This is a genomic window from Massilia rubra (assembly GCF_011682065.1).
Lineage (GTDB): Bacteria > Pseudomonadota > Gammaproteobacteria > Burkholderiales > Burkholderiaceae_D > Telluria_A > Telluria_A rubra.
On the sequence record NZ_VUYU01000010.1, the window covers coordinates 124,023 to 139,722 of the forward strand.

Genomic DNA, 15,700 nt, shown 5'->3' on the forward strand with positions numbered 1-15,700 from the left:
GGCGGCTTGTCCGGCGCGCCGTTCCAACCCGGCGCCGGGGCAAGCATCGCATCTGGCCGGTGGCGGTTGGCGAAACCCGCCGTTGCGCAATCCTCTACCCATGCGCAAAAAATGGACTCTGGTTAACCAATTGTATAAAAGTAAGCGTTCTTTCGTAGGGACAGGTCAAGTACGTGTTCCTTTTCAATTTTCTTCTCAAAAACGGATATGCCCATGGTTCTGCAAACGCATTACGATCCTTCCATCGTTGTCATCGGTAGCCATATTGGGGACAAGCTCACTGGATTAAGCAATAGCGACCAGCTATATGGCAACGGTGGCGACGATACCTTGATTGGTGCCGGCGGCAACGATACGCTGCTTGGCGGCGAGGACAACGATCTTCTGCAGGGCGGCAGCGGCGACGATCGCCTCGATGGCGGCGAAGGCAATGATGTACTGCAGGGCGGCGACGGCAATGATGTGCTGCAAGGAGGCGACGGCAGCGACGACCTGCATGGCGGCAGCGGCGTCGACCTGCTCAATGGCGGACGGGGCGACGATATTCTGCGCCAGGGGTCGAACGCCGACATGGATACGTTTGTGTTCAACCAGGGCGATGGGACGGACACGATCCTCGAGGCGGGATTCAATACGATGATCGCGTTCGGCCCTGGCATTCAGGCCAGCGATATCGTGCCGGTCAATTTCGCGCCGACGATGGCGTTTGCCTATGCCAGCGTCAACGGCGCCATCGATCGCCTGGTGCTGGCCGACCACGCATGGCAGGCGGATTTTGTGGATGTCAGGTTCGCCGACCAGACAGTCAGGCCGCTCTCCGATTTCATCCGCCATGCGCCGAAGGTGGGCATTGGCATGTTCGACTTTGCGGTGCAAGAGGGCGACAGCATCGCGCTGACTATCCCCGATGATGCTTTTGTGGATGTCGATGCCGGCGATATACTGCGCTACGAGCTGCGCACGGAACAGGGCGGCGCGCTTCCCGCCTGGCTCAGCTTCGATGCCGACGCCCGCGTCATGCTGCTCAGTCCGGGGTATCGCGACGCCGGCGACCTCAGGCTGATCCTCACCGCGACCGACAGCTCGGGCCAGTCGGCCAGCACCGGTTTCACGCTGCAAGTAGGCGACCTTCCGCTCGCCCCGGTCGTCGGCACGCCCATGGCCGACCAGACGGTCGAGGAACAGCGCCCGTTCAGCCTGGTCCTGCCTTCCGATATGTTCGTCGACGAGGATGACGACGGCGCCGGCGTCATGACGGTCGGCGCGTTGCCGGCCTGGCTGGGCTTCGATGCGCTCAGCCGTACCCTGAGCGGCACCCCGGCCACTCCCGGCGCCGGCCCGCTCGCCATCGACGTTACCTGGACCGACAGCGCCGGCGCCAGCGCCAGCACCAGCTTCAATCTGAACGTGGCCGCGGCCGGCAGCATCGCCCTGCGCGGCACGGCGCAGGCCGACATCCTGCATGGCAAGTCGAATGACGACCACCTGGCCGGCCTGGGCGGCAACGACCAGCTGTACGGCCATCTGGGCAACGATGTGCTCGACGGCGGTGCCGGCAGGGACACGCTGGCCGGCGGCGCCGGCAACGATAGCTACTTTGTCGATGCCCAGGATGTCGTGACCGAAGAGGCCGATGCGGGGCTGGACCAGATCAGCAGCGCGGCCGGCCTGACCCTGCCGGCGCACGTCGAGATACTGAGCTTGACGGGCAGCGCGGCGGTAAACGGCCGTGGCAATGCGCTCGACAACCTGCTCAAGGGCAATGTCGGCGCCAACCAGCTGAATGGGCAGGACGGGGTCGACCTGCTGCAGGGTGGGGCGGGCAACGATACCCTGACCGATACGGCCGGCCATGCCAACCTGCTCGATGGCGGCGCCGGGGCCGACCGCCTGAGCGGCGGCGACGGCAACGAGCTGTTTTTTGGCGGCAAGGGCGCCGACAACATCGCCACCGGGGCGGGCGCCGACCTGATCGTGTTCAACCGCGGCAACGGCATGGACACGGTCGGATTCTCCTTGGGCACGGACAATATCGTCTCGCTTGGCGGCGGCATCGCGTATGCCGACCTGGCGCTGCGCAAGTCGGGCGCCGACCTGATCCTGTCGGCCGGCGCCGGCGACCAGATCACCTTCAAGAGCTGGTACGCGGGGCCGGACCATGCCAGCGTCGCCGTGTTGCAGATGGTCACGGCAGCATCGGCGGACTACCTCCCCGGCGCAAGCAGCCCGATCCATGATAACAAGGTGGAAACCTTCGATTTCATGGCCTTGATCGCTCGATTCGACCAGAACCGGGGCGCCTTGGGAAGCACCTGGCGCTTTGGGGCAAGCCTGGAGCAATTCTCCAACGGCGGCAGCGACACGGCGGCCATCGGCGGCGACCTGGCTTATCAGTATGCGCTCAACGGCAACCTGGCCACGGTCGGCGCGGCGGTGGCGATCGCCATTGTCGGCAGCAGCGGTTTCGGCAGCTTAATGCAGGAGTTCTTGCCCGGCGCCAGCCTGAACGACGGCTCGCCGCTGCTGTCCTGATCCACCGCTTGCCCGCGGCGCTGGCCGGCTGCGGGCTTCCTATCACACTCCATGGTCCACACCGGACAAATTACTCATCCGTTGCGCAAAAGTAAGCAGATGTAATTATTTTAAGTCTTGTTGTGTCTCGCAAACCCATGTGTATAGATGAGGTTGAACATTCACTGTCTTGTCTAAGTCTCTAATTTTTCGACATATTTTCCTTTGAAGATCCTTCAAGGTAATGCGCTAAGTCCTTGACTTCATTAACAAAATTCCCTTTTAGCACGATTGAAAGCGCTTGACCGTCCAGATGGCTTCATCTAAAGTGGGCAACTGTGTGGAAAAGTGTAGTTTTGTGGGAGAGAATTCATGCTCCTGGCGCCAAAACACCGACTTCATAATAACTTTTTCAAGTAGGTAACTCGTGTTTCAAGGCGCGTCCGCAATCAATCTCGATGCGAAAGGCAGGATGTCTATTCCTTCCAAGCATCGCGACGCACTCGCAGTCCAGTGCGAAGGCCGCCTCACGCTTACCCGCCACCCGCACGGGTGCCTGCTGTTTTTTCCGCGTCCGGTGTGGGAATCGCACCGCGAGCAGATCGCCGCCTGGCCGATGTCGGCCCGCGCGTGGCAGCGTATTTTCCTCGGCAACGCTTGCGATGTCGAGCTCGATTCTGTCGGGCGTATCCTGATCTCGCCCGAGTTGCGCAGCGCTGTCGGCCTCACCCGCGAGGTCATGCTGCTTGGCATGGGCAGTCATTTCGAAATCTGGGATGCCGCCAAACTGGCCGAAGACGAGCAAGCCGCCGTCGCCGGTGGCATGCCCGATGTGTTATCAAATTTTTCTTTCTAAGGCGCGCCGATGATGAATGTGGTGGCGGTGCCGGAATTTCAGCACCGGACGGTGTTGCTGGACGAAGCGGTTGACGCACTCGACCTGACGGGCGTGCGTGCCGATGGCACTTATATAGACGGGACCTTCGGTCGCGGTGGACATAGCCGCCTGATCCTGTCGCACCTGGGGCCGAACGGGCGCCTGTTTGCTTTCGATAAGGACTTGCAGGCGATCGCCACGGCCGGCCAGATCACTGACGCGCGCTTTGAAATCGTGCACGACAGTTTTGCCACGATGGCCCAGGCCCTGGCCGCGCGCGGCGTGGACCGGGTCGACGGCATTTTGCTCGATTTGGGCATTTCCTCGCCGCAGGTGGACGACGCCGCGCGCGGTTTCAGCTTCCGCAACGACGGCCCGCTCGACATGCGCATGGACACCACGCGCGGCGTGTCCGCCGCCGACTGGCTGGCCAGCGAGACTGAACAACAATTGGAAAGGGTCATTCGCAATTATGGGGAAGAACGGTTTGCTTTTCAGATTGCAAAGGCGATTGTTGCTCGCCGGGCAGTCGAACCAATTTCAAGCACACGACAGCTTGCCGGCATCGTGGCAAACGCGGTTAAAACCCGCGAGAAGGGCAAGGATCCGGCCACACGGACCTTTCAAGCTATCCGGATTTTCATCAATAAAGAGCTTGAGGACCTTGAAACAGGCTTGAGCGCGGCTTACGCCATGCTCGCGCCCGGCGCACGCATGGCCGTGATCAGCTTCCATTCGCTGGAAGACCGCATGGTCAAGCAGTTCCTGGCCAGCAAGGTCAAGGTCGAACAGCCCGACCGCCGCCTGCCGATCCGCGCGGTCGACCTGCCGCAGCCGCTGATGAAGCTGATCAGCAAGATGAAGCCGTCCGAGCTTGAAGTCGAAGGCAATCCGCGCTCGCGCTCGGCCGTGATGCGGGTGGCCGAACGGTTGCCCGAATCTCGTCCCAATCGGAGCGGTCCGTGAACAGCAAGATCAACGCCGTGCTTGCCGTGCTGCTGGTCGGCTGCGCACTGTCGCTGGTCAACGCCCAGTTTCAGGCGCGCAACCTGTTCATCGAGCTGGGCAAGCTCGAACACCAGGCGCGCCAGCTCGACATCGACTGGGCGCAATTGCAGCTCGACCAGTCGACCCTGGGCACCAACGCGCGCATCGAACAGATCGCGCGCAACAAGCTCGACATGACGCCGCTGACTCCGGCGCGCACGCAGTACCTGACGGAAGGGGCGCAATGAAACGCGGTAACAATGGTGCGGCAGGCGCGCGCGTAGCGGCCTCGAAAGGCGTATCGTTCTCGAAAAGCCCGGTGCTGGCGGTCAGCCTGCCCACCTGGCGTTCGCGCGTGGTGCTGTTCGTGCTGTTCGCCTCCTTCATGGTGCTGGCCGGGCGCGCCGTGTGGCTGCAAACCGTGTCCAACGAATTCCTGATCGGCCAGGGCAAGAACCGCTACGAGCGCACCATCGAACTGCCCGCCACGCGCGGGCGCATCCTCGACCGCAACGGCCAGGTGCTGGCCTCCTCGGTCCCGGTCAAGGCGGTGTGGGCGATTCCCGAAGACGTGCTCGAGTCGCCGCCGGAAAAACTGCGCGCCCTGGCCGCGCTGCTCACCATGAGTGACGCCGAGCTGCGCAAAAAACTCGATTCGGACCGCACCTTCGTCTACCTGAAGCGCCAGGTCGAGATGCCGGTGATCGAGCAGATCGCCAAACTGGGCATCAAGGGCCTGGACACGCGCAAGGAATACAAACGCTTTTATCCGCAGGGCGAAATCGCGACCCACCTGGTGGGCTTTACCAACGTCGAAGACGCCGGCCAGGAAAGCATGGAACTGGCCCAGCAAAAAAACCTGGTCGGCACCACCGGCAGCCGCCGCGTGATCAAGGATCGCCTCGGCCAGATCGTCGAAGACGTGGGCCTGTCGAAAGAGCCGCACGACGGCAAGGACCTCACCCTGTCGGTCGACAGCAAGCTGCAATACATCGCCTTCAACCAGGTCAAGGAAGCCGTGGCCAAGTTCAAGGCCAAGGCCGGCGCCGCCGTGGTGCTGGACGTGAAAACCGGCGAAGTGCTGGCGCTGGCCAACTGGCCGACGTACGATCCGAACGACCGCAAGGGCCTGACCGGGGCGCAGCTGCGCAACCGCGTCATCACCGATACTTTCGAGCCGGGTTCGACCCTCAAACCGTTCACCGTCGCGCTGGCGCTCGACAGCGGGCGCGTCACGCCCACCACCCGCATCGATACCGGGGCCGGGCGCTTCGTGATCAACGGCGCGCCGATTTCCGACACCAAGGCGCACGGCGTGATCACGGTTTCCGAGATCGTCGAAATGTCGTCCAACATCGGCACCTCCAAGCTGGCGCTGTCGATGCCGCCGCGCGAAATGTGGGAGATGTTTACCGAAGTCGGTTTCGGCCAGCAGCCCAAGTTCGGCTTTCCCGGCGCGGTGGCGGGGCGCGTGCGTCCGTACAAATCGTGGCGTCCGGTCGAACAGGCCACCATGAGCTACGGGAACGGCATTTCGGTTTCGCTGCTGCAACTGGCGCGCGGCTACATGATGTTCGCGCGCGACGGCGACACCATTCCGCTGTCGTTCCAGAAGGTCACCGAGCCGCCGGTCGGGCGCCAGATCATCAAGCCGAAAACCGCGCGCCAGATGCGCGAGATGCTCGAGCTGGTGGTGTCGGGCGCGCACGGCACCGCCAAGCAGGCGCAGGTTGCCGGCTACCGCGTGGGCGGCAAGACCGGCACCGCCTACAAGGTCGAAAACGGCAAGTACGCCATGCCGCGCAAGTACATCGGCAGTTTTGTCGGCATGGTGCCGATGTCGAACCCGCGCTTCATCATCGCCGTCATGATCGACGAACCGACCGCGATCGGCCACTTCGGCGGCATCGTGGCGGCGCCGACCTTTGCCGCGCTGGCCGCCAACTCGCTGCGCGCGCTCAATATTCCGCCCGATTCGGACGTGACCGAAATCGTCGCGCCGAACGATGGCTCCGGGGAGGTGATGTAATGACACAAATAGTGCCGTCCTTGAATCCGCAGCAGGTCTGCAGCTGGATCGCCCAGGCCGCACCCGGCGCCAGGGTGGTGTCCGACTCGCGCCGCGTCAAGCCGGGCGACGTTTTCTTCGCCTACCCGGGCGACGCCGCCGACGGCCGCGCCTACATCGCCAGGGCGATTGAGCAGGGCGCCGCCGCCATCGTCTACGACGACCGCGATTTCGCCTGGACTGACGCCTCGGGCGTGCCGCACCTGGCCGTGAGCGACCTGAAAGCGCACGCCGGTCCGATCGCGCACGCTTGCTATGGCATGCCGGACGCCGCCATGTTCACCGTCGGCGTGACCGGCACCAACGGCAAGACCTCGTGCGCGGTCTGGCTCGGCCAGGCCTTTGCGCGCCTGGGCGAGACGGCGGCCGTCATCGGCACGCTCGGCGTGGGATTGTTCAGTGGGCGCGGCGAAGTCGAGTACGACGTCACCGGCTACACGACACCCGACGCGGTGCTGCTGGCCGAAAAACTGGCCGGCGTGCGCGATGCGGGCGCCACCGCGCTGGCGATTGAGGTAAGCTCCATCGGTCTCGGGCAAGGCCGTACCCTGGGCATGCATTTTGACGTTGCGCTGTTCACCAACCTGACGCGCGACCACCTCGATTATCACGGCACCATGGAATGCTACGAAGCGGCGAAGGCCAAGCTGTTCGCGTGGCCAGGATTGAAAACAGCAGTGCTTAACCTCGACGACCCGGCAGGACAACGCCTGGTCAAGCAACTCGTATCCCAGCCCGGCGGCCCTTGCGTGACCGGCTACACCCTGCGCGACGTGGCCACCCAGCCCGACATCGCCGGCGTGACCATGCTGCGCGCCTCGCAGTTCCGCAGCCGCCACGCGGGCACCGAATTCCATCTCGATTCGCCGCTCGGCGGCGCCCAGGTCAAGACGCGCCTGGTGGGCCACTTCAACATCAGCAATGCGCTGGCGGTGCTCGGCGCACTGCTGGCCAAGGGCGTGGCCCTGCGCGCCGCGCTCGACGCCATCGAAGCGCTGACGCCGGCGCCCGGCCGCATGCAGCAGATCGGCGGCCAGGATGCGCCGATGGTGGTCATCGACTACGCCCACACCCCGGACGCGCTGGAGCAAACCCTGGGCGCGCTGCGCCAGGTCGCGCACGAACGCGGCGGCCAGTTGTGGTGCGTGTTCGGCTGCGGCGGCGACCGCGATCCGGGCAAGCGCCCGCAAATGGGGGCGATTGCGCAGATTGCCGAACATGTGCTGGTCACCAGCGACAATCCGCGCAGCGAAGATCCGGCCGCCATCATCAGCCAGATCGTGGCCGGCATGGATGCGGCCCATCCGGCCTCGCGCTTGCAGGCGATCGAAGACCGCGCCGCCGCGATCCTGTCGGCCGTCAAGCACGCGGCCAAGCCGGACGTCATCCTGCTGGCCGGTAAAGGCCATGAGCCGTACCAGGAAATCAAGGGCCGCAAGATGCCGTTTTCCGACGCCGATCACGCCGCGCTGGCGCTGGCCGCGCGCGTGACCATGATGAGGACGAACTGATGCACGGCTCGCTCGCACAACTGGTCGCGGCTATTTCCAACGCGCGCATGACGGCCGACGCCACTTTCAGCAGCGTCTCGACCGACAGCCGCAGCGCCGGCGCCGGCGCGCTGTTCGTCGCCCTGCGCGGCGAGACCTTCGACGCCCACGACTTCCTGGCCCAGGTGGCCGCCGGCGGCGCCGCGTGCGTGGTGGCGGAGCGCCTGCCGGACGGCTGGACCCTGCCCGCCATCGTGGTGCCGGATACCCTCGTCGCCCTGGGCCGCATCGCCAACCACTGGCGCGCGCAATACGCCATTCCCGTGATCGGCGTCACCGGCAGCAACGGCAAGACCACGGTCAAGGAAATGGTCGCCGCGATCCTGGCGGCCGGCCTGTCGGAACAGGCGCGCCTGGCCACGCGCGGCAACCTGAATAACGAAATCGGCGTGCCGCTCACCTTGATGCGCCTGACCGAAGCGCACAAGGCGGCCGTGATTGAACTGGGCATGAATCATCCGGGTGAGATCGCGCGCCTGACGGCGATTGCCGCGCCCACCATCGCGCTGGTTAACAACGCCCAGCGCGAGCACCAGGAATTCATGCACACGGTCGAAGCGGTGGCGCGCGAAAACGGCGCCGTCCTGGCCGGTCTGCCGCTTGACGGCGTGGCCGTGTTCCCAGGCGACGACGAATACACCGCGCTGTGGCAGGGCATGGCCGCCGGCCGCACCTGCATCACCTTCGGCTTCGACGCCGCCTGCAACGTCAGCTGCGGGCACCGCGCCACCGATTTCGGCAGCGAACTCGATGTAACGGTGCGGATCGACGGCGCGCCGACGCACAGCTTCAACGTCAAGCTGGCCGCGGCCGGTTTGCACAATGTGCGTAACGCGCTCGCGGCGATCGCCTGCACCATCGCCGCCGGCATTGCGCCGGAAGCCGTGGCGCGCGGCCTGGCCGCGTTCGAGCCGGTCAGCGGCCGCCTGCAGCGCAAGCACGCCACCTGCGGCGCCACCGTCATTGACGACAGCTACAACGCCAATCCGGATTCGGTGCGCGCCGCCATCGACGTACTGGCGCAGGCGCACGCGCCGCGCATCCTGGTACTGGGCGACATGGGCGAAGTCGGCACCCAGGGACGCGAATTTCACGAAGAAATCGGCGCCTACGCGGCCGCGCGCGGTATTGACTCGGTGCTCGTCACCGGCGAACTGACGCGCCACATGGCCGCCTCGGGCGCACAGCATTACACGCAGTTCGACGAATTATTGGCAGCACTCGATACACAATTGGGCAGCACCTCTGACGCGACTGTACTGGTGAAGGGCTCGCGTTTCATGAAAATGGAACGGGTCGTCGCTCACCTGGCCGGATCACATAACACAAGTAAGGAAGCCCACTAACATGCTGCTCTGGCTCGCACAAATGTTCCAGGACGAACTCGGTCCTCTGCGAATCTTCAACTTCATCACCTTCCGCGCGGTGTTCGCCACCATCACGGCGGTGCTGATCGGCCTGGTCGCCGGTCCGGCTGTGATCCGCAAACTGACGTCGCTCAAAGTCGGCCAGGCAGTGCGCCCGGACGGTCCGCAGACGCACCTGAAAAAACACGGCACGCCAACCATGGGCGGTGTGCTGATCCTGATCGCCATCGGCGTCTCCACCCTGCTGTGGTGCGACCTGTCGAACCGCCTGGTGTGGCCGGTGCTGGTGGTGACCCTCGGTTTTGGCGCCATCGGCTGGGCCGACGACTACCGCAAGGTGGTCTACCAGGACCCGGAAGGCATGCGCTCGGGCGAAAAGTACTTCTGGATGTCGCTGATCGGCATCGCCGCCTCGCTGTACCTGGCGTTCTCGGTATCGGCGCCGACCCCCGGCAAAGTGTGGGACCTGTTCTACGCCTGGGTGCAGTCGGGCTTTTCGCTCGACCTGCCGCCCAAGGCCGACTTGATCGTGCCGTTCGTGAAAACCGTCAGCTATCCGCTCGGCGTGTGGGGCTTCATCGCGCTGACTTACTGCGTCATCGTCGGCACCAGCAACGCGGTCAACTTCACCGACGGCCTCGATGGCCTGGCGATCATGCCGACCGTGATGGTCGGCTCGGCCCTGGGCCTGTTCGCCTACCTGACCGGCAGCGCCACGTACTCCAAATACCTGTTCATCCCGCACATTCCCGGCGCGGGCGAACTGTTGATTTTTTGCGGCGCGATGGCCGGCGCGGGCCTGGCCTTCCTTTGGTATAACGCGCATCCGGCCCAGATGTTCATGGGCGACGTCGGCGCGCTGGCGCTCGGCGGCGCGCTCGGCACCATTGCCGTCATCGTGCGCCAGGAAATCGTCCTGTTCATCATGGGCGGCGTGTTCGTGGCCGAAACGGTCTCGGTGATCATCCAGGTCAGCTGGTTCAAGTACACCAAGAAGCGTTACGGCACCGGGCGCCGCGTGTTCCTGATGGCGCCTTTGCACCATCACTTCGAACAAAAAGGCTGGAAAGAGACCCAGGTCGTCGTGCGTTTCTGGATCATCACGATGATGCTGGTGCTGGTCGGCCTGTCCACCCTGAAGCTGCGCTGATGAACCACCTCGAACTCTACGCCGGCAAACACGCCCTGGTCCTCGGACTGGGCGAGTCGGGTCTCGCCATGGCGCAGTGGCTGGCGCGCTGCGGTGCGCGCGTGCGCGTGGCCGACACGCGCGAAGCGCCGCAACGCCTGCAAGCGCTCAACGACGCGGTTCCGGCGGCCGAATTCATCGGCGGGGAGCTGCTCGAAGCGCTGCTCGAGACGATCGACTTCGTGGCCGTCAGCCCGGGTCTCGCGCCCGAACGCGAACTGGCGGCCATCGTGCCGGCGGCCGCCGCGCGCGCCATTCCGGTGTGGGGCGAGATCGAACTGTTCGCCCAGGCCCTGGCCGCGTTGAAAGACGAACGCGCGTATGCGCCGAAAGTCATCGCGATTACCGGCACCAACGGCAAGACCACCGTCACCAGCCTGACCGGTTTGCTGTGCCAGCGCGCCGGCCTGTCGACCCGCGTGGCCGGCAATATCAGCCCGGCGGCGCTCGACGTGCTGCGCGAAGTGCTGGACCAGGACTGTCTGCCGCAAGCGTGGATTCTCGAGTTGTCGAGCTTCCAGCTGCATTCGACCTTCAGCCTGAATGCCGATGCGGCCACGGTGCTGAACCTCACCCAGGACCACCTCGACTGGCACGGCAACATGGACGCCTACGGCGTTGATAAGGCGCGCATCTTCGGCCCGTCGACGGTGCGCGTGCTCAATCGCGACGACCCGCTGGTCGCGCGCATGGGCGCACAAGGCAGCGTGGTGCGCACTTTCGGCACGGGCGAGCCGCAGGAAGCCGACAGCTTCGGCCTGCACAACGAACGCGGCGTGCTGTGGCTGACCGTGGCGGTGGCCGGCGAAGAGAGCGAGAAAAAGCGCAAGAAAAACGATCCGGTCGAAGTGGTGCCGTGCACGATCAGCCGCCTGATGCCGGCCGACGCCCTGCGCATCCGCGGCCTGCACAACGCCGCCAACGCGCTGGCCGCGCTGGCCCTGTGCCGCGCCATCGGCCTGCCGTTCGCGCCGCTGTTGCACGGCCTGCGCGACTACCAGGGCGAACCGCACCGGGTCGAACTGGTGGCCGCCATCGACGCCGTCGACTACTACGACGACAGCAAGGGCACCAACGTCGGCGCCACGGTGGCCGCCCTGACTGGTTTGGGCAAGGCCTTCGGCGGCGAAGCGCAAAAGATCGTGCTGATCGCGGGCGGCGACGGCAAGGGCCAGCAGTTCGAGCCGCTGGCCGAACCGTGCTCGCGCTACGTGCGCGTGGTGCTGCTGATCGGGCGCGACGCGCCGCTGCTGCGCGCGGCCATCGAGCCGTCCGGCGTCGATGTGATCGACTGCGAAACCCTGCCGGAAGCGGTGCGGCGCGCGTCCGCACTGGCGCAGGCCGGCGATTGCGTGCTGCTCTCGCCGGCCTGCGCCAGCTTCGACATGTTCACCGGCTATGGCCACCGGGCCCAGGTGTTCGTCGACGCCGTGCGCGAACTGGCGCTCGATAAAGGACAGGATCTCTGATGGCCTTCCAGTTTCCATTCAAATTCGCCGGCCCGGCTTCGGACGCATTGTCCGGGGACCGCACACGCCCGTCGAAAATGATGGAATACGACCAGTTGCTGGTCTGGGTCACCGTGCTGCTGATGCTGTTCGGGATGGTGATGGTGTACTCGGCGTCGATCGCGTTGCCCGATTCGCCCAAGTACGCCAACTACAAAACCACGTATTTCCTGCAGCGCCAGGCGATCTTCATCATGGTTTCGATGCTGGCCGGCTTCTTTGTGTTCCGCATTCCGGTCACGGTCTGGCAGCGCTACGCATCGACCTTGTTCGTCGGCAGCCTGGCGCTGCTGGCATTGGTGCTGGTGCCGCACGTGGGCTTTTCGGTCAACGGCGCGCAGCGCTGGCTGGACCTCAAATTCTTCAAGCTGCAGCCGTCCGAAGTGATGAAAATCGCGGCCGTGCTGTACGCCGCCGACTACACGGTGCGCAAGCAGGAATACATGCACAAGCTGACCAAGGGCTTCCTGCCGATGGCCGGTGCGATCGGCCTGGTCGGCCTGCTGCTGCTGCTCGAACCCGATCTGGGCGCGTTCGGCGTGATCGTCTGCATCGCCATGGGCATCTTGTTCCTGGGCGGGATCAACGCGGTCTGGTTCGGCGGCATCGGCGCGCTGCTGGTGACCATTTTCGGCGCCATCATCTTCTTTTCGCCGTTCCGGCGCGCGCGCATGTTCGCTTACCTGAACCCCTGGGAAGAGGGCAATTCGCTCGACAAGGCCTATCAGCTGACCCATTCGCTGATCGCCTTCGGGCGCGGCGAATGGTTCGGCGTGGGCCTGGGCGCCAGCGTCGAAAAACTGCACTACCTGCCCGAAGCGCACACCGACTTCCTGATGGCGGTCATCGGCGAAGAACTGGGCCTGGCCGGCGTGGTGGTCGTCATCGCCATGTTCTACTGGCTGGTCAAGCGCGCCTTCGATATCGGGCGCCAGGCCATCGCCATCGACCAGACCTTCGCCGGCCTTGCGGCCAAGGGCATCGGCATCTGGATCGGCGTGCAGACCTTTATCAACATGGGTGTGAACCTGGGCCTGCTGCCGACCAAGGGACTGACCCTGCCGCTGATGAGTTACGGCGGCTCGGGCGTATTGATCAACTGTGTGGGATTGGCGATTTTGCTGCGTATCGATTATGAGAACCGTGTGTTGATGAGGGGTGGACGGCCATGAAGCGTTTGATGATCATGGCGGCCGGCACCGGTGGGCATATCTTCCCGGGGATCGCGATCGCGCAGACCATGCGCCAGCGCGGCTGGGAGGTGAGCTGGCTGGGAACCTCGCACGGCATGGAGCAGGAGCTCGTGCCCAAAAACGGCATCGCCATCGACAGCATCGATTTTTCGGGCATGCGCGGCAAGGGGCTGAAACACAGCGTGACCGGGGCCTTCAAGATGGCCGCCAGTTTCGTGGCCTGCCGCCGCTTCATCAGGCAGCGCAAGCCGGACGTGGTGCTCGGCATGGGCGGCTACGTGTGCGTCCCCGGCGGCATGATGGCGCGCGCCGCCGGCGTGCCGCTGGCGCTGGTCAATGCCGACGCCGCGCTGCTGTTGTCGAACAAGACGCTCGCGCCCCTGGCGAAAAAAGTGATGTTCGGCTTTCCCGCCGATTTCGGCAGCGCCGCCGCCAAGGCCATCGTCACCGGCAACCCGGTGCGCAAGGAAATCCTGGCCATGACGGCGCCGCTGCAGCGCTTCGACGGCCGCAGCGGGCCTTTGCGCGTGCTGGTCGTCGGCGGCAGCCTGGGAGCGAAGGTATTGAACGACAGCGTGCCGGCCGCACTGGCGCTGCTGCCGGAAGGCCAGCGTCCGCACGTGACGCACCAGTCGGGCAAGAAGAATATCGATGCGCTGCGCGAGGCCTATGCCAAAGCCGGCGTGACGGCCGACGTGGTCGACTTCATCGACGACATGGCCGGCGCCTATGCCGCGGCCGACGTGGTGATCTGCCGCGCCGGCGCGATCACGGTGTCGGAACTGACGGCGGCGGGCGTGGCCAGCGTGCTGGTGCCGTTCGTGGCCAGCACCACCAGCCACCAGCGCGACAACGCGCAGTGGATGGACAAGCAAAAGGCGGCAATTCATTTGCCGCAAACAGAATTGAGCGCGCAGCGCGTGGTGCAGCTGCTGCAAGGGCTGGACCGCGAGACCTGCCGCGCCATGGCGGTCGCCGCACTGGCGGTCGGCAAGCGCAACGCCAATGAAGCAATCGCGGACGTACTCGAACAACTGGCAGGAACAGCAAACAGAACATGAAACATAAAATCAAGAACATTCACTTCGTCGGCATCGGCGGCAGCGGCATGAGCGGCATCGCAGAAGTGCTGCTCAATCTCGGCTACAGCGTCTCCGGTTCGGACCTGGGCACCAACGTGGCCAGCCAGCGTTTGGCCAGCCTGGGCGCGCAGGTGATGCTCGGCCACGCGGCCGATAATATCCTCGGCGCCGACGTGGTCGTGACCTCGACCGCCGTCAAGGACGACAATCCGGAGGTGGTGGCGGCGCGCGCAGCGCAGATTCCCATTGTGCCGCGCGCGATTATGCTCGGTGAATTGATGCGCTTAAAGCGCGGCATCGCCATTGCCGGCACCCACGGCAAGACCACCACCACCAGCCTGGTAGCCTCCGTATTGGCCCAGGGCGGGCTCGATCCGACCTTTGTGATCGGTGGCCGCTTGAACAGCGCCGGCGCCAACGCCAAGCTGGGCACCGGCGAATACATCGTGGCCGAAGCCGACGAATCGGACGCCTCGTTCCTGAACCTGACGCCGATGATCGAAGTGATCACCAACATCGACGCCGATCACATGGAAACCTACGAGCACGATTTCGAAAAGCTCAAGCAGGCCTTCGTGCACTTCACCCACCGCCTGCCGTTCTACGGGCGCGTGATGCTGTGCATCGACGACCAGCACGTGCGCGACATCATCCCGTTCGTGACCAAGCCGATTACTACCTATGGCTTTTCCGAAGCGGCCCAGGTGCGCGCCATCAATGCCAGCGCCATCGGCCTGCAGATGCATTTCACGGTGGTCCAGGAAGGCTATCCGGATACACAGTTCATCCTCAACCAGCCCGGCATGCATAATGTGCAGAATGCCTGTTCGGCCATTGCCATCGCGCGCGAAATCGGTATCGACGACAGCGCGACCCAGCAGGGCCTGGCCGAGTTCCACGGCGTGGGCCGGCGCTTCACGCGTTACGGCGACATTGCCATTCCGGGCGGCGGCAGCTTTGCGCTGGTGGACGACTTCGGCCACCACCCGGTCGAGACGGAAGTGACCCTGGCGGCGGCGCGCGGGGCATACCCGGGCCGGCGCCTGGTGCTGGCCTTCCAGCCGCACCGCTATTCGCGCACGCGCGACCTGTTCGAAGATTTTGTGAAGGTGCTGGCCACGCCCGACGTGCTGCTGCTGTCCGAAGTCTACGCCGCCGGCGAGGCGCATGTGGTGGCCGCCGACGGCCGCGCGCTGGCGCACGCGCTGCGCGTGGGCGGGAAAATCGAGCCGATTTTTGTCGAGGCGATTGCCGACATGCCGGCTGCAATCATGAATGTGGTGCGCGACGGTGACGTTGTGATTACCATGGGCGCCGGCTCGATCAGCGGCATTCCGAATAAACTGGTTAATCCTGTGGAGGCTTGAG

At 64.7% G+C, this 15,700-nt stretch carries 12 protein-coding genes; all 12 read left to right on the plus strand.

Going from position 1 to position 15,700, the window contains the following annotated elements; translation table 11 throughout:
* Positions 1-213: 213 nt before the first annotated feature.
* The 12 genes from F0185_RS17070 to murC all read left to right on the plus strand — a co-directional run bounded on the left by F0185_RS17070 (position 214) and on the right by murC (position 15,699).
* The gene (locus F0185_RS17070) at positions 214-2,532 is read left to right on the plus strand and encodes a putative Ig domain-containing protein (protein ID WP_187362567.1); all 2,319 of its coding nucleotides are present in this window, start codon (positions 214-216) and stop codon (positions 2,530-2,532) included.
* A 406-nt stretch (positions 2,533-2,938) separates the two neighbouring features.
* Positions 2,939-3,367, plus strand: coding sequence for a division/cell wall cluster transcriptional repressor MraZ (gene mraZ / locus F0185_RS17075; protein ID WP_166894154.1), 429 nt, complete (start codon positions 2,939-2,941; stop codon positions 3,365-3,367).
* 12 nt (positions 3,368-3,379) lie between these two features.
* Positions 3,380-4,354 (plus strand): 16S rRNA (cytosine(1402)-N(4))-methyltransferase RsmH, encoded by a 975-nt coding sequence (gene rsmH, locus F0185_RS17080; protein WP_167226375.1) that lies wholly within the window; start codon positions 3,380-3,382, stop codon positions 4,352-4,354.
* The gene (gene ftsL, locus F0185_RS17085) at positions 4,351-4,623 is read left to right on the plus strand and encodes a cell division protein FtsL (protein ID WP_167226377.1); all 273 of its coding nucleotides are present in this window, start codon (positions 4,351-4,353) and stop codon (positions 4,621-4,623) included. The genes rsmH and ftsL overlap by 4 nt, the downstream gene beginning before the upstream one ends.
* The gene (locus tag F0185_RS17090; protein WP_167226379.1) at positions 4,620-6,404 is read left to right on the plus strand and encodes a peptidoglycan D,D-transpeptidase FtsI family protein; all 1,785 of its coding nucleotides are present in this window, start codon (positions 4,620-4,622) and stop codon (positions 6,402-6,404) included. Before ftsL ends, F0185_RS17090 begins: the two co-directional genes overlap by 4 nt.
* Positions 6,404-7,954, plus strand: a complete 1,551-nt coding sequence (locus tag F0185_RS17095; protein ID WP_167226381.1) for a UDP-N-acetylmuramoyl-L-alanyl-D-glutamate--2,6-diaminopimelate ligase — start codon at positions 6,404-6,406, stop codon at positions 7,952-7,954. The genes F0185_RS17090 and F0185_RS17095 overlap by 1 nt, the downstream gene beginning before the upstream one ends.
* Positions 7,954-9,339, plus strand: coding sequence for a UDP-N-acetylmuramoyl-tripeptide--D-alanyl-D-alanine ligase (locus F0185_RS17100; protein ID WP_167226383.1), 1,386 nt, complete (start codon positions 7,954-7,956; stop codon positions 9,337-9,339). The genes F0185_RS17095 and F0185_RS17100 overlap by 1 nt, the downstream gene beginning before the upstream one ends.
* A 1-nt stretch (position 9,340) precedes the next feature.
* Positions 9,341-10,510, plus strand: a complete 1,170-nt coding sequence (gene mraY / locus F0185_RS17105; RefSeq protein WP_166894164.1) for a phospho-N-acetylmuramoyl-pentapeptide-transferase — start codon at positions 9,341-9,343, stop codon at positions 10,508-10,510.
* A complete protein-coding gene (gene murD / locus F0185_RS17110; protein ID WP_167226385.1) occupies positions 10,510-12,018 on the plus strand; it encodes a UDP-N-acetylmuramoyl-L-alanine--D-glutamate ligase in 1,509 nt (502 codons plus the stop codon). The genes mraY and murD overlap by 1 nt, the downstream gene beginning before the upstream one ends.
* The gene (ftsW, locus tag F0185_RS17115; RefSeq protein WP_167226387.1) at positions 12,018-13,229 is read left to right on the plus strand and encodes a putative lipid II flippase FtsW; all 1,212 of its coding nucleotides are present in this window, start codon (positions 12,018-12,020) and stop codon (positions 13,227-13,229) included. The genes murD and ftsW overlap by 1 nt, the downstream gene beginning before the upstream one ends.
* Positions 13,226-14,311, plus strand: coding sequence for an undecaprenyldiphospho-muramoylpentapeptide beta-N-acetylglucosaminyltransferase (gene murG / locus F0185_RS17120; protein ID WP_167226389.1), 1,086 nt, complete (start codon positions 13,226-13,228; stop codon positions 14,309-14,311). Before ftsW ends, murG begins: the two co-directional genes overlap by 4 nt.
* Entirely contained in the window at positions 14,308-15,699 is a 1,392-nt protein-coding gene (murC, locus tag F0185_RS17125; protein ID WP_167226391.1) for a UDP-N-acetylmuramate--L-alanine ligase, read from the plus strand. Before murG ends, murC begins: the two co-directional genes overlap by 4 nt.
* The last annotated feature ends 1 nt before the right edge of the window (position 15,700 follow it).